The sequence below is a fragment of the Streptomyces sp. SAS_281 genome (assembly GCF_052542855.1).
On record NZ_JBMNDO010000110.1, the window covers coordinates 1 to 26748 of the forward strand.

Consider the following 26748-nt stretch of genomic DNA (forward strand, 5'->3'; position numbering starts at 1 on the left):
CCCCCCCCCCCCCCCCCCCCTTGCGGGCACCGCCGTCGGTGCCGGGCTTGTCGGAGCCCACGTCGTAGCGGCGCTCCTCGGGCCTGGGCTTGCGGGGGCGCTCCTCGTTCGGGCGCTCCTCGCGCTCCGCGCGGGGGGTCCGCGCGTTCGGGTTGCTGTTCCTGCCGGTGCCGCTGTTGTTCCTGCCGCTCCGGCCCCCGCCGCTGCCGCCGCTCCTGCCGCTGCCGCTACCGCTGTTCCTGCCACTGCTTCGCATCAAAAGTCCGTCTTGTCGTCTGCGTGAGTTTCCGGGGTGTCCGGTGCGTCCGGATCGAACGACGGCACACCCTCTGGCGTCTCGGCCTCGATCGCGTCCGCCTCGGGGAGGAAGGGCGCGAGCTCCGGGAGCTCATCCAGGCCACGCAGGCCCATCCGCTCCAGAAAGTAGTTCGTCGTCCTGTACAGGATCGCACCTGTTTCGGGTTCCGTGCCCGCCTCCTCGACCAGGCCCCTCTGGAGCAGGGTCCGCATGACCCCGTCGCAGTTCACCCCGCGCACCGCCGAGACCCGCGACCGGCTCACCGGCTGCCGGTACGCGACCACCGCCAGGGTCTCCAGTGCCGCCTGGGTCAGCCGGGCGTGCTGGCCGTCCAGGACGAAGCCCTCCACCGCCGCCGCGTACTCGGGGCGGGTGTAGAACCGCCAGCCGCCCGCGACGAGCCGCAGGTCGAAGCCGCGCCGCTGCACGGTGTACTCGTCCGCCAGCTCCCGCAGCGCGGCGGCCACGGCCCGCCGGGGGCGCTCCAGCACCTTGGCGAGGTGCTCCTCGGTGGCGGGCTCGTCCACGACCATGAGGACGGCCTCCAGGGCGGGCTTGAGGGCGAGGTCCGCGACCGCGGAGCCGGTGGGGTCCTGTTCGCTCACGGCGTCTCGTCCTCCGGGGTCTCGGGGCCGTCCGGGGCGTCCGGGGCCTCCTGGTCGAATTCGTCCGTCACGACGGGCTCGGCCCCCGCCTCGCCGGCCCACCGCACCATCAGCTCGCCGAGCGCCACGTCCTGGTCCAGGGCGACGGCCTTCTCCCGGTACAGCTCCAGCAGGGCGAGGAAGCGGGCGACGACGGTGAGGGTGTCCGGCGCGTCCTCGGCCAGCGCCCGGAAGCTGATCTCGCCCGCCTCGCGGACCCGGGCGACCACGATGCCCGCCTGCTCGCGCACGCTGACCAGCGGAGCGTGGATGTGGTCGACGTACACCTGCGGCGCGGGCTTCGGCTGCATCGCCTTCACGGCCAGCCGGGCGAAGCCCTCGGCGCCGATGCTGATGACGACGTCCGGCAGCAGCTCGGCGTGGTGCGGTTCGAGGCCGACGGTACGGGGGAAGCGGCGGCCCTCCGATTCGAGCCGGCCGCTGAAGATGTCGGCGACCCGCTTGTACGCGCGGTACTGGAGGAGCCGCGCGAAGAGCAGGTCCCTGGCCTCCAGGAGCGCGAGGTCCGCCTCGTCCTCCACCTCGGCCGCCGGGAGCAGCCGGGCGGCCTTCAGGTCGAGGAGGGTCGCGGCGACCACCAGGAACTCGGTCGTCTGGTCCAGGTCCCAGTCGGGGCCCATCGCCCGGATGTGGGCCATGAACTCGTCGGTGACCTTGGACAGGGCGACCTCGGTCACATCCAGCCTGTGCTTGGAGATCAGCTGGAGGAGCAGGTCGAAGGGCCCCTCGAAGTTCGCCAGCCGTACTGTGAACCGGCCGTCGCCGGGGGGAGCGGGCGCTTCGGGGACAGCCTCGGGAACCGGCGCCTGGGGTGCGGGCTCCTCGGTGGGGGCCGGCGTCTCCACCGGCACGCCCCCCGCCCCCGGCCCGCGCCCCAGGGGGCGGCGGGCGGTGCGGGCGGGCTCGTCGGGTGTCGGCATGGAGTTCCAGGGGGCGCGGGCGGGCTACGGCGGCGGGCGGCGGCCCGTACGGAAGGGAGGCGGGCCGCACGACGGCGGCGGTCCTTCCGGGCAGGCTACCGGCGCCGTACCGGTCAGCGGCCGCGCAGCCGCCGTACGAGGATGCTCGCGTCGCCCCGCGACTCCAGGTCCGCCAGGACGACGGCGACCGCCTCGCGCACGATCCGGCCCCGGTCCACGGCGAGGCCGTGCTCGCCACGCAGGACGAGGCGCGCGTGCTCCAGGTCCATCAGCTCCTCGGCGGAGACGTAGACCGTGATCTTCTCGTCGTGGCGCTCGCGCCCGCTGGGCCGCCGGTTGGCACCGCGTCCGCCGCCGCGCCTGCGCTGCTGCTGCACGACGGGTGCCGGGGCGGGTTCGGCGGGCTGCTGCGGCCGGCGGCCGGCCTGGGCGGCGACGGCGACCCGTTCCCCCTCGGCGGGCCGGCTGCGCGAGTCGCCCGCGTCGGCGCCGGCCGCCGCGTGCTCCGGGCGGGCGGGGGCGGTGCCGGGGTCCGGGGCGGTCTCCCCCGGTGCGTCGGCCCCGGGTTCGTTCTCACCGGCCGGAGCCGGGACCCGGGTCTCGCCGTTCGCCTTGCGCCTCCGCTCCGCGGGCGACGAGGACTGGAGCCCCATCCCCCCGGTCGTACGGAACAGTTCGTCGGCCCCGGGCAGACTCACTCGGCGTGACACCGGGCGAGCACCTCCCTGGCGAGCTGGCGATAGGCGGCGGCACCGACCGAGTTGGAGGCGTACGTGGTGATGGGCTCACCGGCGACCGTGGTCTCCGGGAAGCGGACCGTGCGCCCGATGACCGTGTGGTAGACGTGGTCGTCGAACGCCTCGACCACCCGCGCCAGGACCTCGCGGCTGTGCACCGTACGGGAGTCGTACATCGTGGCGAGGATGCCGTCGAGCTCCAGCTCCGGGTTGAGCCGCTCCTGGACCTTCTCGATCGTCTCGGTGAGCAGCGCCACACCGCGCAGCGCGAAGAACTCGCACTCGAGCGGGACTATCACCTTGTGCGCGGCGGTCAGCGCGTTCACCGTGAGCAGGCCGAGCGAGGGCTGACAGTCGATCACGATGTAGTCGTAGTCGGCCATCAGCGGCTTGAGGGCGCGCTGGAGCGTGGACTCGCGGGCCACCTCGCTGACGAGCTGCACCTCGGCGGCGGAGAGGTCGATGTTGCTGGGGAGCAGGTCCATGTTGGGGACCGCGGTCTTCAGCAGGACCTCGTCGGCCGCCATGCCCCGCTCCATGAGCAGGTTGTAGACGGTGAGGTCGAGCTCCATCGGGTTTACCCCGAGGCCGACCGAGAGGGCGCCCTGCGGGTCGAAGTCGACCAGCAGGACGCGCCGGCCGTACTCCGCGAGCGCGGCACCCAGGTTGATGGTCGACGTGGTCTTGCCGACGCCGCCCTTCTGGTTGCACATCGCGATGATCTTCGCGGGGCCGTGGTCGGCCAGCGGGCCCGGGATCGGGAAGTAGGGCAGGGGGCGGCCGGTCGGGCCGATCCGCTCGCGGCGCTGCCGGGCGGCGTCCGGCGCGAGCGTGGCCGCGTACTCCGGGTCGGGCTCGTACTCGGCGTCGGGGTCGTAGAAATGCGCCTGGGGCGTCTCGGCGAAGTCGGCGAGGGGGGCGGTGTCCCGGCCACTCTCGTTGCCGGCCATGGCGTTCACGTGTAGGCCGTCCATCATCTGGGGGGCTGTCGTCATGTGCTGGTGGGTGGCGAAGGTGCGGACAGCGACGGAGCCGACAGCCTCCAGCCCGTGCGGGCTCCGGCCCCGTGCAGGCATCCCTGATTGAACACCCCCGGGAGTAATTGTCGACTCATTCACAAGTCGTCTTACCTCCTTGGACGTGACCAGGAAACTTATCGATAGGTCAGCGTGGCACCATGCCGACGATTGGCGACTCTATGGCGTGTCCCCTGTCCGCAGCAACACAATCCGCCGGACCCGGCCCGTTGTGTCGGCAATCGAACGCCCCGCTGTCAAGGGCGCGCAACCCTCGGTACACACTTTTCCCAGGTGTACGAAACGGTTAAAGGGTTACGTTCGAGACGAGTTGCTCGGGGGCGCGCGCGGACCCGGCATGCGTCCGGCCGGACCTTGACAGCAAGGTCCGGCCGGACACACGGAGTTGACGAAGGGGTTGACCCCGGTCAGCCGATGAGCGTGTTCAGGTCGACGTGGTCGAGGCCGTGCGCCTCGGCCACCTCGCGGTAAACGACCTGCCCGTCATGGGTGTTGAGCCCCTTGGCGAGCGCGGCGTCGCGGCGCAGCGCCTCCACCCAGCCCCGGTTGGCGAGCTCCACGATGTAGGGCAGCGTCGCGTTGGTGAGGGCGTACGTCGAGGTGTTGGGCACCGCGCCGGGCATGTTCGCGACGCAGTAGAAGACGGAGTCGTGGACCTGGAAGGTCGGCTCGGCGTGGGTCGTCGGGTGCGAGTCCTCGAAGCAGCCGCCCTGATCAATTGCAATGTCGACAAGTACACTTCCGGGCTTCATCTTGGCGACGAGCTCGTTGGTGACCAGCTTCGGGGCCTTGGCGCCGGGGATCAGCACGGCACCGACCACGAGGTCGGCCTCGACCACGGCCTTCTCCAGCTCGAAGGCGTTCGAGACGACGGTCTGCACCTTGGTGCCGAAGACCTTGTCCGCCTCGCGGAGCTTGTTGATGTCCTTGTCGAGCAGCGTGACGTGGAAGCCGAGGCCCACGGCGATCTGGGTGGCGTTCCAGCCGGAGACACCGCCGCCGATGACGACGGCGCGGCCGGCCGCCGTACCCGGGACGCCGCCCGGCAGCACGCCGCGGCCACCGGCCGAGCGCATCAGGTGGTACGCGCCGACCTGCGGGGCGAGCCGGCCCGCGACCTCGGACATCGGGGCGAGCAGCGGCAGCGCGCGGTTGGCCGTCTCGACGGTCTCGTACGCGATGGCGGTGGTGCCCGACTCCAGGAGCGCGTCGGTGCACTCGCGCGAGGCGGCGAGGTGCAGGTAGGTGAAGAGGGTCTGCCCCTTGCGGAGGCGGTGGTACTCCTCGGCGACCGGCTCCTTGACCTTGAGCAGCAGGTCGGCGGCGGCCCAGACCTCGTCGGCGGTCGGCAGGATCTCCGCACCGGCCGCGACGTACTCCGCGTCCGTGATGGAGGAGCCCGCTCCGGCGTTCCGCTCGACGACGACCTGATGGCCGTGGCGGACGAGCTCATGCACACCGGCAGGCGTGATCGCCACGCGGAACTCGTTGTTCTTCACTTCGCGGGGGATGCCGACCTTCATGTCGATCACGGTCCTTGGCTCAGAGGATAATCCGGGCACAGTGATGCAAAAGGGGTAGATGCATCACATGTGAAGGCACCGCGAACGGCCGCGGTACAGCCAGTCTAATGAAGGGGTTCCCGCTGTCTAGCCTTGCAAAGCATTATTTTTCTGATGAAGCACTGCCGATTTCGCAGGTCGCCCCCTCTTCGCCCAACAATCTGTCGGCCGCGCCCCGGTGCAGCCCGGCCGCAGCGGGATCACCGAGCCGGTCCAGGGTGTCCGCGAGCCGCAGTTCCAGCGCCGCCTGGAGCCGTACGTCCTTGGCCCGCCGCGCCCACTCCACCGCCTCCCGGCAGGTGCGCAGCGACTCCTGCGGCCGGCCCGCGTACTCCTGGACCCGGGCCATCTCGCTGAGCGCCCGGGCCTGGGCCGGGAGGTCGCCGAGCCTGCGGTGACCCGCCGCGGCCGCCCGCCAGTTCCGCAGCGCCTCGCCGTACCGCCCGGCGTAGGTGTGGACGGTGCCGAGCCTCCCGTACAGGCGCGCCGCCTCGGCCGGCTCGCCCTGGGTGAGGCGCTGGGCGAGTGCCCGTCCGTACCAGTCGGACGCCCGGTGGTAGTCCCCCAGCTCCGCGTAGGCGCCGCCGACGGACTCCATGGCCCGCCCGGTGGCGTACGGGTCCTTCGCGGCCCGCCCGGCGTCCAGCGCCTCCCGGTACCGGGCCAGCGCCTCCCGGGTGCGGCCGGTCCCGGCGTCCAGGTCGGCCAGGTTGAGCAGGGCCGCCGCCCGCTCGCGGGGCAGGTCGCGGCGCTCGGCGACGGCCAGCACGAGACCGTGCAGGGCGTAGAGGTCGGGGGCGGCGGCGTCGGTGCCCTCGTGCGCGGCGAGCGCCCGCACCAGCGCGGCGACCAGCCGGCGGGCCAGCGTGTCGAGCTCCCCGTCCTCGACGGCGATCCGGGCGGCGGCGAGCAGCGCGGACCTGCGGGCGCGCAGCCAGGCGGCGGCGGTCTCCGCGTTCGGGAAGCGCAGGGTGCTCGGGAGCCCGGCGAGCTTGCGGCGGGACGGCGAGCCCTCCGGGTCCGTGACGGCGCGGCAGGACTGGAGCAGGCGCACGGTGCGCTCCAGCATCCTGGCCCGGGCGAGCTGGATCTCGGCGGGGCGGTCCCGGTCCTCCAGGAGGGCCCGCAGCAGTCCGGCGAGGCAGCCCGGCACCTCGTACTGCGGTTCGTCGGTGTCCTCCCGGCGCAGCAGGCCCAGGGTGACGAAGTCGTCCAGGGTGGTCCGGGCGGCCGAGACGGAGCAGCCGGCCAGCGCGGAGGCGGTGTGGGCGTCGGCGAGGCCGCCGGGGGCGAGGGAGAGCAGGCGCAGTATCCGGGCGGGGGTGGCCGGCAGCGAGTCGTGGACGAGGCGGAAGGCGCGGGTCAGCGGACGCGTCCCGGCGGGCGCCTCCGGGTCGTCGGGCAGCGCGCGCAGCTGCCGTCCGGCGTCGGCCACCGAGGCGGTCGGGCGGGCGGCGAGCCAGCCGCCGATGAGGACCAGGGCGGCCGGCTGCCCGCCGCACTCCTCTGCCAGGGTCTGGGCGGTCAGCGGGTCGACGGTGATCCTGACCTGGTCGATGGCGCTGCCGAGGAGCTGGACGGCGGAGCCCGCGTCCAGGCCGCCGATGGTGCAGGGCCGGACGCCGGGGATACCGGTCAGCGGGCCCTCGGACGTGGCGAGGACGAGGCAGTCCGGGTTGTCGGGGAGCAGCGGGTCGACCTGTTCGGCGTCCGCCGCGTCGTCCAGGAGGAGCAGGACCCGGCGGACGGCCAGGGCCTCGCGGACCATTTCGGTCAGTTCGTCGGCGTCGGCGCCGGGCGGGCCGGTCAGGCCGAGCCGGCCGAGGAGGTCGCGGGCGGCGCGCTCCGGGGGGACGGGGCCGACGCCGGTCTCGGCGAGCCGGACGCGGAGCAGGCCGTCGGGGTAGTCGCCGGTCCCCAGGAGGCGGCGGGCGAGTTCGGAGGCGAGCGCGGTGCGGCCGGAGCCGGGGCGTCCGGCGATCAGGAGGACCCGGGCGCGGGCGCTGCGGCGGCCGGCCATGGTGTCGAGCCCGGCGCGCTCGATGTCGTCGCGGAGTTCTCTCAACTCGCGTTCGCGGCCGAAGAATCGGGTCGGCTCCGGGGCGGGCGGCTCCTCGGTCCCCGCTGCCTCGGCCGGGCCGCTGGTGTCCACCGCCTGATCCGTCACGGGCCACGCTCCACTTCGCTGCACGCGTCGCCCTGCGGGACTCCGGTCAGGGCATTCGAAGCGTAGTTCAGCCGGGTGGCCGAAGAAGGGGGAGCGCGACCCGGGCATCCCTCGATCGGATCAGCATTTATTACGATCGGGGGATGCGCGGGAGTGACCGTACGAGCGGTCCCATCGACCGCCCCGCAGGGTTGCGGACACCCCGTCAGACGTCGGGGAGACGCCCTGTCAGACGTCGAGGGGACGCCCCGTCGGACAGGGGACGCCCCGTCGGACAGGGGACGCCCCGTCGGACGTCGAAGCGGCTGCCCGTCTGCCCGTCAGGCGTCGAAGGGGCGGGCCGGCCACGGCGCGTCGGCGGGGCGCAGCGCATCGACGCCGTCGCCCGCGAGGGCCGCGGTGAGCGCGAGCACGCCCACGACCAGGCAGCTGTTGTGCAGGTCGCCGGCGAGCACCTTGCGCACGAGGTCCTGGAGCGGCACCCGGGCCAGTTCCATGTCGGCCTCCTCCTCGGCGACCTCGAAGCGCTCGCCCTCCGCCTCGGAGACGTCCCTGGCGAGGAAGATCCGTACGGCCTCGTCGGAGCCGCCGGGCGAGGTGTAGATGTCGGTGAGCACCCGCCAGTCCTCGGCCTTGACGTGCGCCTCCTCGTACAGCTCGCGCTGGGCGGCGTGCAGCGGGTTCTCGCCGGGCACGTCGAGCAGCCCGGCCGGGATCTCCCACAGCTTGTGGCGCACCGGGTGGCGGTACTGGCGCAGGACGAGGACACGGCCCTCGTCGTCGAGCGCGAGCACGGCGACCGAGCCGGGGTGCACCTGGTAGTCGCGGTGGGCGACCGTACCGTCGGGCATCTCGACGTCGTCGGCGCGGACGCTGGTCTTCTTCCCCCGGAACGGGGTCGCGCTCTCGGCGACCCGCCATTCCTCGGGTGTGTCCTGGAAACCCATCTGCGTCCTCCCACGAAAAACGGTGACCGGGGCCCGCGTCCCTGTTCGGACGCGCGCCCCGGTCAACCGTAACGCCTGCGGAGGTGCCGCTTACTTGCCCTGCTCGCCCCCGGCGGCGCCCGTCTTGCGGGCGACGGCCGCCTTCACCAGACCGGCGAAGAGCGGGTGCGGGCGGGTCGGGCGGGAGCGCAGCTCCGGGTGCGCCTGGGTCGCGACGAGGTACGGGTGGACCTCGCGCGGGTACTCGACGTACTCGACCAGCTTGTTGTCCGGGGAGGTGCCCGAGAAGACCAGGCCGGCCTTCTTCTCCAGCTCGGCGCGGTAGGCGTTGTTGACCTCGTAGCGGTGGCGGTGGCGCTCCTCCACGTACGGCTGGTCGTCGTACGCCTCGCGGACCAGCGAGCCCTCGGCGAGCTTCGCCGGGTACAGGCCGAGCCGCATGGTGCCGCCCAGGTCACCGGCGCCCTCGACGTACGCGAGCTGCTCCTCCATGGTGGAGATGACCGGGTGGGAGGTCGCGGCGTCGAACTCCGTGGAGTTGGCGTCGGGGATGTCGGCGAGGTTGCGGGCCGCCTCGATCACGATGCACTGGAGGCCGAGGCAGAGGCCGAGCAGCGGCACCTTGTTCTCGCGGGCGTACCGGATCGCGCCGACCTTGCCGACCACGCCGCGCTCACCGAAGCCGCCGGGGATGCAGATCGCGTCGACACCGGCGAGGGCCTTCTCGGCACCGGCCGGGGTCTTGCAGTCGTCGGACGCGACCCACTCGACCTTGACCCGGGCCTTGTTGGCGAAACCGCCGGCCCGGATGGCCTCGGTGACCGAGAGGTAGGCGTCGGGCAGGTCGATGTACTTGCCGACCAGGGCGACGGTGACCTCGTGGTCGGGGTTGTGGACGCGGTCCAGCAGGTCGTCCCAGGTTGTCCAGTCGACGTCCCGGAACGGCAGGTCGAGCTTGCGCACGACGTAGGCGTCCAGACCCTCGGTGTGCAGCACCTTGGGGATGTCGTAGATCGACTTGGCGTCCACGCAGGCGACCACGGCCGCCTCGTCCACGTCGCACATCAGCGAGATCTTGCGCTTGATGGCGGTCGGCACGTCGCGGTCGGCGCGCAGCACGATGGCGTCCGGCTGGATACCGATGTTGCGCAGCGCGGCCACGGAGTGCTGGGTGGGCTTGGTCTTCAGCTCGCCGGAGGGGCCGATGTAGGGCAGCAGCGAGATGTGCACGACGAAGACGTTGTCCCGGCCGACCTCGTGGCGGACCTGGCGGACGGTCTCCAGGAACGGCAGCGACTCGATGTCGCCGACGGTGCCGCCGACCTCCGTGATGACCACGTCGACGTCGTCGGTGGCCATCCGGCGGATGCGGTGCTTGATCTCGTTGGTGATGTGGGGGATGACCTGGACGGTGTCGCCGAGGTACTCGCCGCGCCGCTCCTTGGCGATGACCTGCGAGTAGACCTGGCCGGTGGTGACGTTGGCCGAGCCGTCGAGGTCCACGTCGAGGAAGCGCTCGTAGTGGCCGATGTCGAGGTCCGTCTCCGCACCGTCGTTGGTGACGAAGACCTCGCCGTGCTGGAACGGGTTCATCGTGCCCGGGTCGACGTTCAGGTACGGGTCGAGCTTCTGCATGGTGACCCGGAGACCGCGCGCCTTGAGCAGGGCGCCGAGGCTGGAGGCAGTCAGACCCTTGCCGAGGGAAGAGGCGACACCCCCGGTGACGAAGATGTGCTTGGTCGTCGTGGATGTGGGCTGCATAGCCAAAGGGGGCTCCCGTGGTCGCGATCATGAGGTGCGTGCCGGCGTTGCCGTCCGGAGATTCCGGAGATGCCGTCGCTGCGGTTCGGGGGCCTCGTCTGCTCTCGCCGACGACCACCGTCCACGGGCTACCAGGGTATCAGCGACGGAGAGGGACTGCTTCCGGCCACCGGCGCGCGAGCGCGGCGCGAATCGCATATGCCACTCGCATCCCACTCGATCGGCGCAGTCCGGTTGTCAAGAGGGTCGCGCAGATCACCCGTGTGCGTCGTATCCTGCTCGGACACTCGCTCGGGCGAGGCCCAAGTTCGCAGGTCCCCCCACAACAACCCCTTGCGACAACCTCTTGACCCGCAGTAAGCGCCCCACGGGGCGACATGGCCGTTCGACTGGAGATGCACGTGGCCGGGCGCATCGAGGATTACGCACTCATCGGAGACATGCAGACCGCCGCCCTGGTCTGCCGGGACGGCACAGCCGACTGGCTCTGCCTGCCCCGCTTCGATTCACACGCCATTTTCGCGGGCCTTCTGGGCACCGAGGAACATGGCTTCTGGCGACTGGGCCCGGCCCGCCCCGAGGGCGCGGAGCCGCCCGCGGCCGACCGCCGCCGCTACCGCGGGGACTCCCTCATCCTCGAATCGGAGTGGGACACGCCGCGCGGCACGGTCAGAGTGACCGACTTCATGCCCCCGCGCGACGGGGCGCCGCAGCTGATCCGCATCGTGGAGGGCGTCAGCGGCCGGGTGCCGATGCGCTCGGAGCTGCGCATGCGGTTCAGCTACGGCCGCGTCACCCCCTGGGTGCACAAGGTGGACTCGCGTACGGTCGCCGTCGCCGGCCCGGATTCGGTGTGGCTGGACACGCCCGTCGACACCTACGGCGAGAACCTGACGACGTACTCCGACTTCACCGTCGCCCCCGGTGACCGGATCGCGTTCACGATCAGCTGGCAGCCCTCGCACCACGAGCCGCCCGCGCTCCCGGACCCGGACGGCTCGCTGGAGGCGACCGCGGACTTCTGGCGCGAGTGGGTCGAGCAGTGCACGTACCACGGGCCCTACCGCGAGGCCGTGGTCCGCTCGCTGATCACGCTGAAGGCACTGACGTACGCGCCGACCGGCGGCATCGTCGCGGCGCCGACCACCTCGCTGCCCGAGGACATCGGCGGCTCCCGGAACTGGGACTACCGCTACACCTGGCTGCGCGACGCCGCGATCACCCTCTCCTCGCTGCTGCGCACCGGCTACCGCGAGGAGGCCCGCGCCTGGCGCGAGTGGCTGCTGCGCGCGGTGGCCGGCGACCCGGAGAACCTGCAGATCATGTACGGGATCGCGGGCGAGCGGGAGCTGGGCGAGGCGGAGCTGGAGTGGCTGCCGGGTTACGAGGGCTCCGCCCCGGTCCGCGTCGGCAACGGCGCGGCGGGCCAGCTCCAGCTGGACGTGTACGGCGAGGTCACCGAGGCGCTGCACCTGGCGCACATGACGGGCCTGGCCCGCAACGACTACGCCACCGGTCTCCAGCTCAAGCTGATCGAGTACCTGGAGAAGCACTGGACCGAGCCGGACGAGGGCATCTGGGAGGTGCGCGGGCCGCGCCGCCACTTCGTGCACTCCAAGGTGATGGCCTGGGTCGCGGTCGACCGCACCATCAAGCTCATCGAGTCCGGCGACGCGGAGGGCCCGGTGGAGCGGCTGCACGAGCTGCGCGACGAGATCCACCGCGACGTCTGCGAGCGGGGTTACGACCCCGAGCGCAACACCTTCACCCAGTCGTACGGGTCGAAGGAGCTGGACGCCTCCCTGCTGCTGATCCCGCAGATGGGCTTCCTGCCCCCCGACGACAAGCGGGTCATCGGCACCATCGAGGCGATCCAGCGGGAGCTGTCCACGGAGGACGGCTTCGTCCTGCGCTACCCGACCGCCGGCGACGACGCGGGCGTGGACGGCCTGGAGGGCGACGAGGGCGCGTTCCTGGCCTGCTCGTTCTGGCTGGCGGACGACCTCGCGATGATCGGCCGGGTCGACGAGGCGCGCCGGCTCTTCGAGCGGCTGCTGTCCCTCCGCAACGACCTGGGCCTGCTGGCCGAGGAGTGGGACGCCCGGCTCCAGCGCCAGGTGGGCAACTTCCCGCAGGCGTTCAGCCACGTCCCGCTGATCGACACGGCCCTGCGCCTGACGGCGAGCGGGGCGTACGTGGGCTGACGCCCCCCGGTGCGCGTTCTCCGCCCGGCTGCCGCTCTCCGGCCGCCGGGCGGAGCCGTGTCAGCCCGGTGCCGGGCCCGTCGCGACCGGCCGGTCCGCCGGGTCCGCCGAAGGCAGCCCCCACTCGCTCCAGGACCCGTCGTACACCGTCAGGTCCCGGTATCCGGCGAGCTCGGCCCCGAGCGCGAGGACGCAGGCGGTGACCCCGGACCCGCAGCTGAAGTACAGCCGCCCGCGGTCACCGGCCGCACCGGCGAACGCGGCGCGCAGCTCGTCGGGCGCCCGCATCCGGCCCTCGTCCTGGAGCCGGCCGAACGGCAGGCTGACGGCCCCCGGCATATGGCCGCCGCGCAGCCCGGCCCGCGGCTCGGGCTCCGTCCCCTCGAACCGCCCCCGGGTCCTGGCGTCGAGCACCGCCGCCTCCGGATCGGCCAGCGCCTCCGCCACCTCACCGGCGCCGACGAGGAGTCCGGGCCGGGGCCGCGCCGTGAAGTCACCGCGCCCGGCTGCCGGTTCCGGCGCGCCCTCGGTGACGGGCAGTCCGGCGGCGGTCCAGGCGGGCAGGCCCCCGTCGAGGACGGCGGCCCGGTCGAAGCCCATGGCCCGGAGCATCCACCAGGCCCGGGCGCTGGAGTAGATCCCGACGGTGTCGTACACGACCACGGTGTCCGCGTCGTTCAGGCCGAGCGCCCGCATCTCCTCGGCGAACCGGGCGGCGTCCGGCATGGTGTGCGGCACCGGCACCGTGTGGTCGGAGAGCGCCCCGTCGATGTCGAAGATCCGGGCCCCCTCGATCCGCCGCCCGCTCCCCCGGTGCGCTCCGCCCGCCGCGTCGGGCACCTGCCCGGGAGCAACCACCGACGCGTCGAGCACCAGCAGCCCGGGGGCGCCGAGGCGCGCCGCGAGCCAGTCCGTGGAGACGAGGGGTCCGGGCAACGCGCCGACGGCGGTGCTCCCGTCCCCGTACGCCTGTGTTTCCCCGCCCACGCGTCCTCCTCAGCCGTCCGGTCCGATTTTTCAAGATCGCAGCCGGCCGGAAGACTGTCAACGGCCCGGCGGCCGGGCCAGCTCGTCGTACACCGCGAGCACCTGGGCCACCGTGTCGTCCTCGGTCGGCCAGCTCGCCGCCTGCCGCAGACCCTCGGCGGCCAGCCGGTCCCGCTCGGCCGGGTCCCCGAGCAGCCGGGCCACCTCGACGGCCAGCGCCTCGGCGTCCGCGTACGGCACGAGGACGGCGGCGTCCCCCACCAGTTCGGGCGTGCCGCCGACCGCCGTGGCGACCAGGGGCACCCCGGAGCGCAGCGCCTGCTGGGCGGTGGTCGAGCGGGACTCCCAGCGGCTGGGCAGGACGGCCACGTCGGCGGCGGCCAGGAGCGCGGCGGCGTCGGGCCGGTCGCCGAGCAGTTCGACGGGCAGGCCCTCGGCCGTGATCCGCCGCCGCAGGGCCGCCCGCTCCCGCCCCTCGCCGACGACGGCCACCAGCGGCACGGGGTCGAGCAGGCGCCAGGCGGCCGCCGCGTCGAGCAGGGTCCCGTAACCGTGATGCGGTACGAGACTGCCGAGCGCCACGACCAGCGGCCTTTCCACCGCACCGAGTTCGGCGCGGACCTTGTCGGCGGGCGGCCCGGCCGGGCGCGGCGCCCGGGGTGCGGCGACCGGTGCGAGCCGGGCGTCGCGGGCGCCCCGGGCCCGCGCCCGGTCGACCAGGTCGGAGGAGGTGGCGAGCACCACGGCCGCCGCGCGCACCGCCCTCCGCTCCAGGAGGTGCAGCAGCCGGCGGCGGGCCCCCTCGGCGTGGGCCCGGGTGTGCCAGGTGACGACCAGGGGGACGGGCCGGCGGCCGATCGCCAGGGCCGCCCGCACGGCGGCGTGCAGTCCGTGCGCGTGGACGACGTCCGCGTCGGCGCACGCGGCGCGCAGGGCGGCGACGGCCGCCGGGTCGCTGCGCCGGGGCACGGGCGCGAAGTGGGCGCCGTTGGCGGCGAAGTCGTGGGCGCGGCCCAGCCCGGCCGGCGCGCAGACGGTCACCCGCACTCCCCGGGCGACCAGCCCGGCGGCCAGCGAGCCGGCGTGCGAGCTGCTGCCGGCACTGCCGCCGCCGAGTACCTGGACCGTGCGCAGCTGTGACACGTCGATTGGCTCCCGGGGCTCCCGAGTCGGGGGTATGAACACGGCCAAGGATGCCAGTCCGTACGCACGTTCCGGCACGACGGAACCGTTACTCCGGGGCTCACCACGACAAATCGGACGGCCGACACCACTCGCACGGGTGAAAGCGTGTACGGCGCCACGACACCCGTACGGCGGGTGCGAGAGCCGGGGCACGCGCCGAGCGCACCCCGGCCCGGAAGCGCTACCCGTCCGCGCGGGCCGTGGCGAGCAGTTCCTCGGCGTGGGCGCGGGCCGTCTCGGAGTCCTCCTGGCCCGCGAGCATCCGGGACAGCTCCCGTACCCGGTCCTCGCCCTCCAGGACGGTGACCCCGCTGCTGGTCACCGAGCCGTCCACGGTCTTCTCGACCAGCAGCTGCCGGTCCGCGAACGCGGCCACCTGGGGCAGGTGCGTGACGACGACGACCTGGGCGGACCTCGCCAGCTTCGCGAGCCTCCGCCCGACCTCGACGGCCGCCTTGCCGCCGACGCCCGCGTCGACCTCGTCGAAGAGGTACGTGGGCACGGGGTCGGAGCCCGCGAAGACCACCTCGACCGCGAGCATCACCCGGGAGAGCTCACCGCCCGACGCGCCCTTGGCGATCGGCCGGGGCTGGGCGCCGGGGTGCGGGGCCAGCAGCAGTTCGACCTCGTCCGCGCCGGACGGGCCGTACGCCACGTTCCGTCCGCCGATCCCGATGCCGGACGCCTCGTCGGCCGCCTCGGTCTGCCGGATGTCGAAGGACACCCGGGCGTGCGGCATGGCCAGGGACGCCAGCTCCTCGGTCACCGCCTCCGCGAAGGACGCGGCGGCCGCCGTCCGGGCGTCGGTCAGCGCCTGCCCGAGCACCGAGAGTTCGGCGCGCAGGGCGTCCCGCTCGGCGGTCAGCTCACCGATCCGGTCGTCGTCGCCCTCCAGCTCGGTGAGCCGGGCCGCGCCCTCCTGCGCCCAGGCGAGTACGGCGGTGATGTCCTCCCCGTACTTGCGGGTCAGGGCGGTGAGCGCGGCACGCCGCTCCTCGACGGCGGCGAGCCGCAGCGGGTCGGCGTCGAGCTGGTCCGCGTAACCGGACAGTTCGCCGGAGACGTCCGCGAGCAGGATGGAGATCTCGCCGACCCGGTCGGCGAGCGAGGCGAGCGCCGGGTCGTGCGAGCGCACCCCGTCGAGGGCCTGCCGGGCGGCGGCCACCACGGTCGTGGCGTCCAGGGCCTCCGGGTCCTCCGGGTTGCCGGCCAGCGCGGTGTGCGCGAGGGCGGCGGCGGAGGCGAGCGCGTCGGCGTGGCCGAGCCGCTGGGCCTCGGCGGCCAGCTCGGTGTCCTCGCCGGCCAGGGGTTCGACGGCGGCGATCTCGTCGAGGCCGAAGCGCAGCAGGTCGGCCTCCTGGGCGCGTTCGCGGGCGCGCGTCGTCAGCTCGTCCAGCTCCGCCGCCACGTCCCGCAGCCTCCGGTAGGCCGCCGTGTACGTGGCGAGCGGCACGGCGACGCCGTCGCCCGCGTACCGGTCGAGGGCCTGGCGCTGCCGGGCGGGCTTGAGGAGGCCCTGCTGATCGGTCTGGCCGTGCACGGCGACGAGTTCGTCGGCCAGCTCGGACAGCACGCCCACGGGCACGGATCTGCCGCCGAGGTGCGCCCGGGAGCGCCCTTCGGCGGAGACGGTGCGGCTGATGAGCAGCGCCCCGTCCTCGATCTCGGCCCCGGCCTCCTCGGCTCGCAGCGCCACCGCGTCGCCCTCGGCCACCGTGATCCGGCCCTCGACCACCGCGGCCTTGGCGCCGATCCGCACCAGGGCGGGGTCGGCGCGACCGCCGAGCAGCAGCCCCAGGCTGGTGACGACCATGGTCTTGCCGGCGCCGGTCTCACCCGTCACCGCGGTGAAGCCGGGTGACAGCTCCACCACCGCGTCGTCGATGACCCCGAGCGACCGTATCCGCATCTCCTCCAACACGGACATGACCATACGAGGTTTCACCGTCCGCGCGCACACGGGCCACGGCCCGGCCCCCGGATCGTGCCGCCCCGCCCGGGGTCAGTGGGGCGCGCCCCGCCACCCCGACACCGGCAGCGCGAACTTGGCGACGAGGCGGTCCGTGAACGACGCCTGGTGCAGCCGGGCCAGCCGGACGGGCACGGCACCGCGCCGCACCTCGACCCGCGCCCCGGAGGGCAGCTCGACGGTCCTGCGCCCGTCGCACCACAGCACCCCGTGCGGGGTGTGCGGCTGGACCTCGACGGCGAGCACCGACGTGGGCGAGGTCACGAGCGGCTTGGCGAACAGGGCGTGGGCGCTGATCGGGACCATGAGCAGCGCCTCGACCTCCGGCCAGACGACGGGCCCGCCGGCCGAGAAGGCGTACGCGGTCGAGCCGGTGGGCGTCGCGCACACGATGCCGTCGCAGCCGAACCCGGTCACCGGGCGGCCGTCGATCTCCAGGACGACTTCGAGCATCCGCTCGGGCGACACCTTCTGCACGGCCGCCTCGTTGAGCGCCCAGTCGGTGTGGACGACGTTCCCGTTGCTGTGCACCAGGACGTCGATCGTCATGCGCTCCTCGACCGTGTACGCCCGGGTGACGACCCGGTCGACCACCTTGTCGAGGTCGTCGCGCTCGGCCTCGGCGAGGAAGCCGACCCGGCCGAGGTTGACGCCGAGCATGGGCACGCCGGAGGCGCGGGAGAGTTCGGCGCCGCGCAGGAGTGTCCCGTCGCCGCCGAGGACGATCAGCAGCTCACAGCCGTTGAGGACCTCGGGCGTGGCATCGGTGACGGTCTCCACGGACGGGGGCAGGGGCAGGTCGGCCGCCTCCGTGGCGAGGACCCGCACCCCCAGGCCGTGGCGCAGCAGCCCCTGCACGACGAGCTCCGCGCTGCGGATCGCGGCCGGGCGGCCGGTGTGCGCGAGAAGAAAGACTGTACGTGCCGCATTCGTCGTCAACGAGGCCCCTCCGCCACTGCACGGTCGACATCCGCGGGATCCAGTTCCGGTGCCCCGGCCCGCAGCCACAGAAAGTACTCGACGTTCCCCGAGGGCCCCGGCAGCGGGCTCGCGGTCACGCCCCGCACCCCCAGGCCCAGCGCCCACGCCCGGCGGGCCACTTCCCGGACCGCCTCGGCGCGCAGCCCGGGGTCGCGCACCACGCCGCCGCTGCCGAGCCGTTCCTTGCCGACCTCGAACTGCGGCTTGACCATGAGAACCAGGTCGGCGCCGGGGCCCGTGCAGCGGATCAGGGCCGGCAGCACGAGTCCGAGCGGGATGAACGACAGGTCGCCCACCACCAGGTCGACCGGCTCGCCGTCGATGGCCTCCAGGGTCAGTTCCCGGACGTTGGTGCGGTCCTTGACGACGACGCGCTTGTCGGACTGGAGCGACCAGGCGAGCTGCCCGTAGCCGACGTCCACGGCCACCACCCGGGCGACCCCGGCGCGCAGCAGGACATCGGTGAACCCGCCGGTCGAGGCCCCCGCGTCGAGCGCCCGGCGGCCCTCGACCTCCAGCCCGAGCGGCACGAAGGCGGCGAGGGCGCCGGCCAGCTTGTGGCCGCCGCGCGAGACGTACTCGGGGTCGCTGTCGTCCTTGGTGACGACGACGGCGGCGCTGGTCTCGACCTGGGTGGCCGGTTTGGTCGCGGTGTTGCCGCCGACGGTCACCCGGCCCGCCGCGATCAGCTGGCTGGCGTGCTCGCGCGAGCGGGCCAGCTTGCGGCGTACCAGCTCGGCGTCGAGACGGCGACGGGCGACTCCTGCCACGTTCGGTTCAGCTCCTGTGGTTGTACGGGGGCACCGGTACGGGTGGTCCCGGTGCGGGGGCGGGCCCGGCGTCCAGCGCGCTCAGCGCCTCGCGCAGGCCCCGGTGTACATCCTCGTACACCTCGGTGTGCCCGTCCGCCGCGAGGTGGTCGGCATCGGCCAGCCGCTCCAGCAGCGCGTCCACCCCGGGACTGCCAGTGGGCGTCCGTACGACACCGAGGGGCGCGGGCCCCGCGGGCTCGGCCGGCTCCGGCGGGGTGTCCGTCTCGGGGTCGGGCATCGGGTCGCTCATGCGGAAACGCTACCGCGAAGCGCTGGGGTACCGTCGATCATGATGGCGACCATGGCGGAGTGCCGCAGCGCACTCGACAGACTTTCCGACAACCTCGCGGGGGCGGACGGCGACGTGCGCCGCGCCGCCGACCTGGACCGCTCGCTGAGCTGCCACATCCGGGATCTGGACATCACGTTCACCGGCCGCCTGTCCGGCGGCCGCATCCGGGTCCTGGACACGCTGGAGGGCCCGCCCCGCGAAAAGGCCGAGATCCGCCTCTCGATGACCGGCGACGACCTGGTCGCCATGGTCGACGGCGACCTGAACTTCGCGAAGGCATGGGCATCGGGCCGGGTCCGCCTGGAGGCGGGCTTCAGAGACCTCCTGAAACTGAAGTCACTGCTGTGACGACGCCGGCCGCATCAGGCCCGTCCGGCGAATGAGGACGTCTTTGCAGCCCCGCCGCGCGCACGCGCGGCAGGCACCACCAGAGGCGTCCCGGTTTCCGGATCGGGGATCACCTGGCACCGCAGCCCGAACACCCGCTCCACCAGCTCCGCGGTGACGATCTCCCCCGGCGCCCCCTCCGCGACGATCTCCCCGCCGCGCATCGCGATCAGATGCGTGGCGTACCGCGCCGCGTGGTTCAGGTCGTGCAGGACGGCCACCAGCGTCCGCCCCTGCGTCTCGTGCAGCTCGGCGCACAGGTCCAGCACATCGATCTGGTGCTGGATGTCGAGGTACGTCGTCGGCTCGTCCAGCAGCAGCAGCGGCGTCTGCTGGGCGAGGGCCATCGCGATCCAGACCCGCTGGCGCTGACCGCCGGACAGTTCGTCGACATAGCGATCTGCCAGCTCACCGATGCCCGTCGCCTCCATCGACTCCTGGACCACCCGCTCGTCCTCGGGCGACCACTGCCGCAGCAGGCCCTGGTGCGGGTACCGCCCGCGCGCCACGAGGTCCGCGACCGTGATGCCCTCCGGCGCGATCGAGGACTGCGGCAGCAGGCCCAGCGTCTTCGCGACCTTCTTGGCGGGCAGCCCGTGGATCGACTGCCCGTCGAGCAGCACCTGGCCCCGGCTCGGCCGCAGCATCCGGGAGAGCGCCCGCAGCAGCGTCGACTTGCCGCACGCGTTGGGGCCGACGATCACGGTGAACGAGTGGTCGGGTATCTCGACCGAGAGGTTCTCCGCGATGACCCGCTGGTCGTATCCGAGGGTCACCGAGTCCGCGGTGAGGCGCTGCATGGTCGTACTCCGGGGGTCGGACGGTCGGCTGTCGGACAGTGGAAGAGGGGCGGCGGCACCGGGTCTCATATGCGCCCCGCCTTGCGCTCGGTCACCAGGAGCCACACGAGGTAGCAGCCGCCGAGCACCCCGGTGACCACCCCCACCGGCAGCTGACGGTCGCCGAACGCGTCGAGCGCGATCCAGTCGGCGACGAGCAGGAGCGCCGCCCCCATGAACGTCGCGGCCACCAGGTTCGGGCCGGTGGAGCGGGTCAGCCGGCGCGCCAGCTGCGGGGCGCTCAGCGAGACGAAGGCGATCGGACCGGCGGCCGCCGTGGCGACGGCGACGAGCAGCACGGCGGCGCCCATGAGGAGGAGGCGGGTGCGTTCCACGCGCACCCCGAGGGCGTACGCGGCGTCGTCGCCCATCTCCATGACGCGCAGGGCCGGCCCGTGCCCGTACACCAGCGGAAGCAGCACCGCGCAGACGACCAGCAGCGGCCAGACCTGCGCCCAGTCGCGGCCGTCCAGGGAGCCGGTCATCCAGACGACGGCACGGGTCGCGTCGACCAGGTTCGCCTTGGTGATCAGGTACTGGGTGACGGCGGTCAGCATGGCCGCCGCCCCGATCCCCACCAGGACGAGCCGGAAGCCGTGCACACCGCGCTTCCACGCCAGCAGGTAGACGGCGAGACCGGTCAGCAGGCCGCCGACGACCGCGCCGGCCGCCACCTCCTTCGCGTCGCCCCCGAAGAGGACGATCACGGTGAGCGCGCCGACCGTGGCGCCCTGCCCGAAGCCGAGCACGTCGGGGCTGCCGAGCGGGTTGCGCGAGATGGTCTGGAAGACGGCGCCCCCGGCACCGAGCGCACCGCCGACGAGCAGTCCGACGAGGACCCGGGGAAGCCGCAGGTCCGTGACGATGAACTCCTGCTGGAAGGTGCCGTGGCCGAAGAGCGTGGTCAGGACCTCGCCGGGCGTCATCGAGAAGTCGCCGCTGCCGATGAGGACGATCGCGGCCCCCGCCGCCACGACGGCCAGGAGCAGGACGACCACGGCCGCCCGCACGTTCATCCGGAACGAGTACCCGCCGGCCGTCCGCACGGCCCGTGCCGGACGGACCGCGCGTGCCGTCTCCTTCGTGGTCGTGGCCTTCACAGCTGGGACATCCTCTTGCGTCGTACGAGGTAGATGAAGACGGGCCCGCCGATGAGCGCGGTGACGATGCCGACCTGGAGTTCGGAGGGGCGGGCGACGACCCGGCCGACCACGTCGGCGCCGAGCAGGAGCACCGGGGAGAGCACCGCCGCGTACGGCAGGATCCACCGCAGGTCGGGACCGGTGAGGGCGCGCACCAGGTGCGGGATCATCAGCCCGATGAAGACGATCGGCCCGCACGCGGCGGTCGCCGCCCCGCACAGCAGGGTGACGGCGAGCATCGCGAGGACGCGGGTCCGGGTCAGGTTCGCGCCCAGCGCCCTGGCGGTGTCGTCGCCCATCTCCAGGGCGTTGAGCGGGCGCGCGATGAACACGGTGAGCAGCACGCCCGCCGCGATGAACGGCCAGACCTTGCCGACGGTCTCGGTGTTGGCGGAGGCCAGCGAGCCGACCTGCCAGAACCGCAGCCGGTCCAGCGACGCCGAGTCCAGCAGCTGTACGGCGTTGACGTACCCGTACAGCGCGGCGGTGACGGCCGTCCCGGCGAGCGCGAGCCGGACCGGCGTCGAGGACCGGCTTCCGCCGAGGAAGTACACGGCCACCGACACGATCGCGGCGCCCGCGAAGGCGAACCACACGTAGCCGGTCAGCGAGGTCACGCCGAAGAAGCTGATCGCGGAGACGACGGCGGCCGAGGCCCCCGCGTTGACGCCGAGGATGCCGGGCTCGGCGAGCGGGTTACGGGTCAGCGCCTGCATCACCGCCCCGGCGAGGCCCAGCGCGGCACCCACGAGGAGCCCCAGCACGGTACGGGGGACGCGGACCTCGCGTACGAGGACGTCGTCGCCGCTGCCCGCGTAGTGGAACAGGCCGTGCCACACGTCGGAGAGCGGCAGCGCCTTGGCACCGATCCCGATGGACGCGAGACACACCAGCGCGAGGACGGCCACGGCCACCAGGAGTCCCGCCGCTCTCGCGGCGTGACGCCTGCGGGGAGCGGCGGCCTGGTCCGGCGCGGCTATCGGGCCGGAACTGGAATCCGGGGGGCTTTCAACCAACACCCGGTTAGGTTAGCCTACCCACGCTTTCCGGCTCCGGGCCCGTCCTCACAGTCCCAGCCTGGCCACCGCCTTCTCCGCCTCCAGGTCACAGGCCCCGTCCCCGGCGTGCGACCAGGCCGCCGCGCACAGCGCCCGCAACCCGTCGAGCGCGTCGCCGTCACCCTCCAGCACGAGCGCGCCGCCCCCGGCGGAGGCCGTCCAGCCGCCGCAGCGGAATGACCCGCCGCCCTCCGTCACCTCGGGCTGTCCGGTGAGCAGCCCGCGCAGGTCCGCGTCGATGTACGTCGGCCGGTGCTCGGGAACGGCGGTCACCAGCTGGGCCGCGTCGGTCACCCCGGTCAGCACGAGCAGCGAGTCGACGCCCCCGTTGAACGCGCCCTCGATGTCGGTGTCCAGCCGGTCGCCGACCACCAGCGGCCGTTCCGCCCCGGTGCGCAGCACCGTCTCGCGGTGCATCGGCGGGAGCGGCTTCCCGGCCACCTGCGGTTCGGCACCGGTGGCGATGCGGACGACCTCGACGGCCGCCCCGTTGCCGGGCGCGATGCCCCGGGCGCCCGGGATCGTCAGATCGGTGTTGGACGCGAACCACGGCAGCCCGCGGTTGATCGCGTACGACGCCTCCGCGAACCGGCCCCACGCCAGATCGGGGCCGCCGTATCCCTGGACCACGGCGACCGGGTCGTCGTCGGCCGACTCGACGGGTTCGAGGCCGCGTTCCCGCAGCGCGACGCGCAGTCCCTCGCCGCCGACGACCAGGACCCGGGCCCCGGCGGGCAGCTGGTCGGCGACCAGCCGGGCCACGGCCTGCGCCGAGGTGATCACGTCGGTGGGCTCGGCCGGGACGCCCAGCTCGGTGAGGTGCCCGGCGACCGCGTCCGGAGTGCGCAGCGCGTTGTTGGTGACGTACGCCAGGTGCATCCCGCCGTCCCGCGCCGCGCCGAGCGCCTCGACGGCGTGGTCGATCGCCAGCCCGCCCGCGTACACGACACCGTCGAGGTCGAGCAGCGCCGTGTCGTACGCCTCGTTCAGCGCGGTGCTGCTGCCGCTCGGCCTGGTCCTGCTCGTCCCGCTCATGTTCCGCGCTCCTCTTCGACTGCTTCTCCCCCGATCATCGCGCATCCGTGCAGCCACATACGATGCGTGGATGAACACACGAGGCACGACGGACCAGGGACTGCGTCTGCTTCCGTTCCGTGGCCTGCGGTACGTCCCCGAGCGGGTCGGCAGCCTCGCCGCGGTGACCTCTCCCCCGTACGACGTGGTCGTGCGGCCCGACGGGCTGCTGCACCTGGAGTCGGCGGATCCGCACAACATCGTCCGGCTGATCCTGCCGCAGGCCGGCACGGTCGCCGCCCGCAACGCCCGCGCCGCCGCCACCCTGGACGACTGGCTCGCGGAGGGCGTGCTCGCGCCAGACGCCGAGCCCGCCCTGTACGTGTACGAGCAGCGCGACGACGAGATCCTGCAACGGGGCGTCATCGGCGCCCTCGCGCTCTCGGGGCCGGCCGACGGCGTGGTGCTTCCGCACGAGGACGTCATGGCGCATGTGGTCGAGGACCGGGCCGACCTGATGCGCGCCACCGCCGCCCACCTGGAACCGCTGCTGCTGACGTACCGGGGCGACGGGGACCCGGCGACGGGGGCGAGCGCGGTGGTCGAGCGGACCGTCGAGCGCGAACCGCTGCTCTGCACGACCACGGAGGACGGCTTCCGCCACCGGATGTGGGCGGTCACCGATCCCGACGAACGGGCGGAGATCCAGGCGGACCTGGCCGGTCATCAGGCGCTGATCGCGGACGGCCACCACCGCTGGGCCACCTATCTGAGGCTCCAGCGGGAGCACACGGACCCGGGCCCCTGGGACTACGGCCTCGTGCTCCTGGTGGACACCGCCCGCTACCCGCTCCGGGTCCGCGCCATCCACCGCCTGCTGCACGGACTGCCCGTCGCGGACGCACTGGCCGCGCTGGACGGCCTGTTCCGGATACGGGAGGTGGCGGGGCCGCTTCCCGACGCGATGGAGGCCCTGGCCGCGGCGGCCGCCGAGGGCAACGCCTTCCTGCTCGCGGGCGACGGCGCGTTCCATCTGATCGACCGCCCGGACGAGGCGCTGCTGGCCCGCACGGTTCCGGCGGACCGCCCGGCGGCCTGGCGCTCCCTCGACGCGACGGTCCTGCACTCGGCGCTGCTCGACCGGGTGTGGCGCATCCCGGACGACCCGGCGCACATCGCGTACATCCACGACACCGCCGCCGCCGTGGAGCACGCCGAGCGGAACGGCTCCACGGCGGTGCTGATGCATCCGGTGCGCGAGGAGCTCGTCCGGGACCTGGCCCGCCAGGGCGTCACCATGCCCCGCAAGTCGACGTCGTTCGGCCCGAAGCCGGCGACGGGCCTGGTCCTGCGCAGCCTGAACCTGGGCTGAACGCGAAAGAGGGCGGCACCCACTCGGGATGCCGCCCTCTTCTCATGCGTTACGCCTGGGAGGTGCCGTCCTCGTCCGCGTCATCCCGGTCCGCGTCGTCCCGGTCCGCGTCGTCCCGGTCCGCGTCGGCGGCGACGGGCTCGTCCTCGTCGTCGTCCAGGGCGTCCACGAACTCGACGCCGTCCAGCTCGGCGAGGCGGTCGGACGCGTCGGTGGCGCCGTCCTTGTCGGCCTCCAGCGCCTTGCCGAACCACTCGCGCGCCTCGTCCTCGCGGCCCGCTTCGAGCAGCGCGTCCGCGTACGCGTAGCGCAGGCGCGGGGTCCACGGGTGCACGGCGTTCGAGGCGAGCTCGGGGCTCTGCAGGGTGACGATGGCGGCGTCGAGCTGCCCCATGTCCCGCCGGGCGCCGGCGGCCACGAGACGCATCTCGACCTGGCCGGCCTTGTCCAGCTTCTGGACCTCCGGCTCACCGGCCATCGCCATGGCCTTCTCGGGCCGTCCGAGACCGCGCTCGCAGTCGGCCATGACCGGCCACAGCTCCACGGACCCGGTCATCCGCCGGGCCGCCCGGAACTCGGCCAGCGCCTCGGCGTACTTCTGGGTCGCGTAGGCGGCGAAACCGGCGGCCTCGCGGACTGCGGCGACGCGCGAGGCGAGCCGGAGGGCGATGCGCGAGTACGCGTACGCCTGCTCGGGGTCCTCATCGATGAGCCGGGCCACCATGACCAAGTTCCGCGCGACGTCCTCGGCCAGCGTCTTGGGCAGGCTCAGCAGCTCCTGGCGTACGTCCTGGTCGATCTCGTGACCGGTGACGTCGTCCGGGATGGGCAGCCGCTTGATGGGCTCGCGGTCGCGGTCGTCACGGCGCTCGTAACCGCCCTGCCGGCCGCCCCGGTCGTCGCGGCCCCGGTAGCCGCCCCGGTCGTCGCGGCCCTGGTAGCCACCGCGCTCGCGGTCGTCCCGCTGGCCGCGGTAGCCGCCGCCCCGGTTGTCGTCGCGGCGGGGGCCACGGTCGCGGTCACGGTCCCGGTCGTCACGGCGGAAGCCGCCGCCGGCCGGACGGCTGTCGTCACGGCGGGGGCCGCGGGGGCGGTCGTCGCGCCGGTCGTCGCGGCGGTCGTGGCCGTAGCCGCCGGAACGGCCACCACGGTCGTCGTCACGGCGCGGGGCACGGTCGTCACGACGGTCGAAGCCACCCGGCCGGCCACCACGGTCGTCATCCCGGCGCGGGGCACGGTCGTCACGGCGGTCGAAGCCACCCGGTCGGCCACCACGGTCGTCGTCCCGGCGCGGAGCGCGGTCGTCACGGCGGAAGCCACCACCGGTGGAACCGCCTCGGTCGTCGCGACGGAACCCGCCCCCGGAGTTGCCGCCCCGGTCGTCGCGGCGGAACCCACCGCCGGAGGGGCGGTCGTCGCGGCGGAAACCGCCACCACGGTTGTCGTCATCCCGGCGGGGGCCACGGGGCCGATCGTCACGGCGGTCGAAGCCACCCGGCCGGCCACCACGGTCGTCCTCCCGACGCGGAGCGCGGTCGTCACGACGGAACCCACCACGGTCGTCCTCCCGACGCGGGGCACGGTCGTCACGACGGAACCCACCACGGTCGTCCTCCCGACGCGGGGCACGGTCGTCACGACGGAACCCACCACGGTCGTCGTCCCGATGCGGAGCGCGGTCGTCACGACGGAACCCACCCCCGGTGGAACCACCCCGGTCGTCACGACGGAACCCACCGCCGGAGGGGCGGTCGTCGCGGCGGAAGCCGCCACCACGGTTGTCGTCATCCCGGCGGGGGCCACGGGGCCGATCGTCACGGCGGTCGAAGCCACCCGGCCGGCCGCCACGGTCGTCATCCCGACGCGGAGCGCGGTCGTCACGACGGAACCCACCACCACGGTTGTCGTAGCCGCCACCACGGTCGTCGCGACGGAAGCCACCACCGGTGGAACCACCCCGGTCGTCACGGCGGAAACCACCGCCGGAGGGACTGTCGTCCCGGCGCGGCCCGCGATCCCGGTCGCGGTCCCGGTCGTCGCGTCGGAAGCCGCCCCCGGAGGGGCGGTCGTCCCGGCGCGGACCGCGCGAGCGGTCGTCGCGACCGCCGCCGAAGCCGCCCCGGTCACCGCCGTCCCGGCGACGCGGCTCGCGCTCCGAACGATCGTCGGGAGAGTTGGTGGACATGGGTGGAGCTCCTGTCATCGGGGTACTACAGACATTCTTACGCAGTCGGACACCCGACGCGCTTCGGGCAAAACAAAAAAAGACCCTTGGTCCCAGCGCTGAACGCTGGGACCAAGGGTCCTTCAAAAATTGTTCGGCGGCGTCCTACTCTCCCACAGGGTCCCCCCTGCAGTACCATCGGCGCTGAAAGGCTTAGCTTCCGGGTTCGGAATGTAACCGGGCGTTTC

22 protein-coding genes, 1 rRNA gene and 2 pseudogenes are annotated in these 26748 nt (G+C 73.4%); 3 read left to right on the plus strand and 22 right to left on the minus strand.

The genetic code is table 11. The features are described 5' to 3' along the window. From ACN6LM_RS30205 to ACN6LM_RS30245, 9 genes and pseudogenes are all read right to left on the minus strand, one after another. Positions 1 to 256: pseudogene (locus ACN6LM_RS30205) on the minus strand (pseudouridine synthase); the annotation flags it as partial. After that, entirely contained in the window at positions 256 to 903 is a 648-nt protein-coding gene (gene scpB, locus ACN6LM_RS30210) for an SMC-Scp complex subunit ScpB (protein WP_445068543.1), read from the minus strand. The pseudogene ACN6LM_RS30205 and the gene scpB, both read right to left, overlap by 1 nt. Next, complete coding sequence (locus tag ACN6LM_RS30215; protein WP_445068544.1) at positions 900 to 1883, minus strand: segregation and condensation protein A; 984 nt, start codon at positions 1881 to 1883, stop codon at positions 900 to 902. The genes scpB and ACN6LM_RS30215 overlap by 4 nt, the downstream gene beginning before the upstream one ends. Before the next feature lie 113 nt (positions 1884 to 1996). Beyond that, a complete protein-coding gene (locus ACN6LM_RS30220; RefSeq protein ID WP_445068568.1) occupies positions 1997 to 2581 on the minus strand; it encodes a hypothetical protein in 585 nt (194 codons plus the stop codon). Next, complete coding sequence (locus ACN6LM_RS30225; protein WP_445068545.1) at positions 2578 to 3696, minus strand: ParA family protein; 1119 nt, start codon at positions 3694 to 3696, stop codon at positions 2578 to 2580. The genes ACN6LM_RS30220 and ACN6LM_RS30225 overlap by 4 nt, the downstream gene beginning before the upstream one ends. A gap of 368 nt (positions 3697 to 4064) precedes the next feature. After that, complete coding sequence (gene ald / locus ACN6LM_RS30230) at positions 4065 to 5180, minus strand: alanine dehydrogenase (protein ID WP_445068547.1); 1116 nt, start codon at positions 5178 to 5180, stop codon at positions 4065 to 4067. 142 nt (positions 5181 to 5322) lie between these two features. After that, positions 5323 to 7386, minus strand: coding sequence for a tetratricopeptide repeat protein (locus ACN6LM_RS30235; protein WP_445068548.1), 2064 nt, complete (start codon positions 7384 to 7386; stop codon positions 5323 to 5325). Between the two features lie 320 nt (positions 7387 to 7706). Continuing rightward, positions 7707 to 8333, minus strand: coding sequence for an NUDIX domain-containing protein (locus tag ACN6LM_RS30240; protein ID WP_445068549.1), 627 nt, complete (start codon positions 8331 to 8333; stop codon positions 7707 to 7709). 90 nt (positions 8334 to 8423) lie between these two features. Continuing rightward, positions 8424 to 10094, minus strand: coding sequence for a CTP synthase (locus tag ACN6LM_RS30245; protein ID WP_445068551.1), 1671 nt, complete (start codon positions 10092 to 10094; stop codon positions 8424 to 8426). A 401-nt stretch (positions 10095 to 10495) separates the two neighbouring features. On the opposite strand from ACN6LM_RS30245, the gene ACN6LM_RS30250 reads away from it, so the two are divergent. Beyond that, positions 10496 to 12298, plus strand: coding sequence for a glycoside hydrolase family 15 protein (locus ACN6LM_RS30250; protein WP_445068570.1), 1803 nt, complete (start codon positions 10496 to 10498; stop codon positions 12296 to 12298). A 60-nt stretch (positions 12299 to 12358) separates the two neighbouring features. On the opposite strand, the gene ACN6LM_RS30255 is transcribed toward ACN6LM_RS30250, so the two are convergent. The 6 genes from ACN6LM_RS30255 to ACN6LM_RS30280 all read right to left on the minus strand — a co-directional run bounded on the left by ACN6LM_RS30255 (position 12359) and on the right by ACN6LM_RS30280 (position 18482). Next, positions 12359 to 13285, minus strand: coding sequence for a sulfurtransferase (locus tag ACN6LM_RS30255; protein ID WP_445068552.1), 927 nt, complete (start codon positions 13283 to 13285; stop codon positions 12359 to 12361). A 57-nt stretch (positions 13286 to 13342) separates the two neighbouring features. Continuing rightward, a complete protein-coding gene (locus tag ACN6LM_RS30260; RefSeq protein ID WP_445068553.1) occupies positions 13343 to 14428 on the minus strand; it encodes a glycosyltransferase family 4 protein in 1086 nt (361 codons plus the stop codon). 223 nt (positions 14429 to 14651) lie between these two features. Beyond that, a complete protein-coding gene (gene recN / locus ACN6LM_RS30265) occupies positions 14652 to 16397 on the minus strand; it encodes a DNA repair protein RecN (RefSeq protein ID WP_445068554.1) in 1746 nt (581 codons plus the stop codon). Positions 16398 to 16472: 75 nt separating this feature from the next. Further along, a complete protein-coding gene (locus ACN6LM_RS30270; protein WP_445068556.1) occupies positions 16473 to 17378 on the minus strand; it encodes an NAD kinase in 906 nt (301 codons plus the stop codon). Then, positions 17375 to 18190, minus strand: coding sequence for a TlyA family RNA methyltransferase (locus ACN6LM_RS30275; RefSeq protein ID WP_445068557.1), 816 nt, complete (start codon positions 18188 to 18190; stop codon positions 17375 to 17377). The genes ACN6LM_RS30270 and ACN6LM_RS30275 overlap by 4 nt, the downstream gene beginning before the upstream one ends. Before the next feature lie 7 nt (positions 18191 to 18197). Further along, positions 18198 to 18482 carry a hypothetical protein gene (locus ACN6LM_RS30280; RefSeq protein WP_445068558.1) on the minus strand — a complete coding sequence of 95 codons (285 nt, stop codon included), beginning with the start codon at positions 18480 to 18482 and terminating at the stop codon, positions 18198 to 18200. Between the two features lie 42 nt (positions 18483 to 18524). Here ACN6LM_RS30280 and ACN6LM_RS30285 point away from each other — a divergent pair, with 42 nt between their 5' ends. Beyond that, positions 18525 to 18872 carry an SCP2 sterol-binding domain-containing protein gene (locus ACN6LM_RS30285; protein ID WP_445068572.1) on the plus strand — a complete coding sequence of 116 codons (348 nt, stop codon included), beginning with the start codon at positions 18525 to 18527 and terminating at the stop codon, positions 18870 to 18872. Positions 18873 to 18886: 14 nt separating this feature from the next. Here ACN6LM_RS30285 and ACN6LM_RS30290 read toward each other — a convergent pair whose 3' ends face one another. From ACN6LM_RS30290 to ACN6LM_RS30305, 4 genes are all read right to left on the minus strand, one after another. Next, a complete protein-coding gene (locus ACN6LM_RS30290) occupies positions 18887 to 19711 on the minus strand; it encodes an ABC transporter ATP-binding protein (RefSeq protein WP_445068560.1) in 825 nt (274 codons plus the stop codon). Between the two features lie 65 nt (positions 19712 to 19776). Further along, a complete protein-coding gene (locus tag ACN6LM_RS30295) occupies positions 19777 to 20850 on the minus strand; it encodes a FecCD family ABC transporter permease (RefSeq protein WP_445068562.1) in 1074 nt (357 codons plus the stop codon). Then, positions 20847 to 21911 carry a FecCD family ABC transporter permease gene (locus tag ACN6LM_RS30300; RefSeq protein ID WP_445068564.1) on the minus strand — a complete coding sequence of 355 codons (1065 nt, stop codon included), beginning with the start codon at positions 21909 to 21911 and terminating at the stop codon, positions 20847 to 20849. Before ACN6LM_RS30300 ends, ACN6LM_RS30295 begins: the two co-directional genes overlap by 4 nt. Before the next feature lie 45 nt (positions 21912 to 21956). Beyond that, complete coding sequence (locus ACN6LM_RS30305; protein ID WP_445068565.1) at positions 21957 to 22985, minus strand: HAD-IIA family hydrolase; 1029 nt, start codon at positions 22983 to 22985, stop codon at positions 21957 to 21959. A 70-nt stretch (positions 22986 to 23055) separates the two neighbouring features. On the opposite strand from ACN6LM_RS30305, the gene ACN6LM_RS30310 reads away from it, so the two are divergent. After that, a complete protein-coding gene (locus ACN6LM_RS30310) occupies positions 23056 to 24336 on the plus strand; it encodes a DUF1015 family protein (RefSeq protein WP_445068567.1) in 1281 nt (426 codons plus the stop codon). Between the two features lie 49 nt (positions 24337 to 24385). Here ACN6LM_RS30310 and ACN6LM_RS30315 read toward each other — a convergent pair whose 3' ends face one another. The 3 genes and pseudogenes from ACN6LM_RS30315 to rrf form a co-directional block, all read right to left on the minus strand. Continuing rightward, positions 24386 to 25168, minus strand: coding sequence for a tetratricopeptide repeat protein (locus ACN6LM_RS30315; RefSeq protein ID WP_445068573.1), 783 nt, complete (start codon positions 25166 to 25168; stop codon positions 24386 to 24388). A gap of 120 nt (positions 25169 to 25288) precedes the next feature. After that, positions 25289 to 26095, minus strand: a pseudogene (locus tag ACN6LM_RS30320) (hypothetical protein); the annotation flags it as partial. A gap of 557 nt (positions 26096 to 26652) precedes the next feature. Next, positions 26653 to 26748 (minus strand): 5S ribosomal RNA (gene rrf, locus ACN6LM_RS30325); the annotation flags it as partial.

Excerpts from the sequence above, each read along its gene's own strand:
- ACN6LM_RS30215 (WP_445068544.1), bottom strand. The coding sequence starts at position 1,883 with ATGCCGACACCCGACGAGCCCGCCCGCACCGCCCGCCGCCCCCTGGGG.
- ACN6LM_RS30225 (WP_445068545.1), bottom strand. The coding sequence starts at position 3,696 with ATGCCTGCACGGGGCCGGAGCCCGCACGGGCTGGAGGCTGTCGGCTCC.
- ald (WP_445068547.1), bottom strand. The coding sequence starts at position 5,180 with ATGAAGGTCGGCATCCCCCGCGAAGTGAAGAACAACGAGTTCCGCGTG.
- ACN6LM_RS30240 (WP_445068549.1), bottom strand. The coding sequence starts at position 8,333 with ATGGGTTTCCAGGACACACCCGAGGAATGGCGGGTCGCCGAGAGCGCG.
- ACN6LM_RS30245 (WP_445068551.1), bottom strand. The coding sequence starts at position 10,094 with ATGCAGCCCACATCCACGACGACCAAGCACATCTTCGTCACCGGGGGT.
- recN (WP_445068554.1), bottom strand. The coding sequence starts at position 16,397 with ATGTCCGTGTTGGAGGAGATGCGGATACGGTCGCTCGGGGTCATCGAC.
- ACN6LM_RS30280 (WP_445068558.1), bottom strand. The coding sequence starts at position 18,482 with ATGAGCGACCCGATGCCCGACCCCGAGACGGACACCCCGCCGGAGCCG.
- ACN6LM_RS30285 (WP_445068572.1), top strand. The coding sequence starts at position 18,525 with ATGGCGACCATGGCGGAGTGCCGCAGCGCACTCGACAGACTTTCCGAC.
- ACN6LM_RS30290 (WP_445068560.1), bottom strand. The coding sequence starts at position 19,711 with ATGCAGCGCCTCACCGCGGACTCGGTGACCCTCGGATACGACCAGCGG.
- ACN6LM_RS30305 (WP_445068565.1), bottom strand. The coding sequence starts at position 22,985 with ATGAGCGGGACGAGCAGGACCAGGCCGAGCGGCAGCAGCACCGCGCTG.
- ACN6LM_RS30310 (WP_445068567.1), top strand. The coding sequence starts at position 23,056 with ATGAACACACGAGGCACGACGGACCAGGGACTGCGTCTGCTTCCGTTC.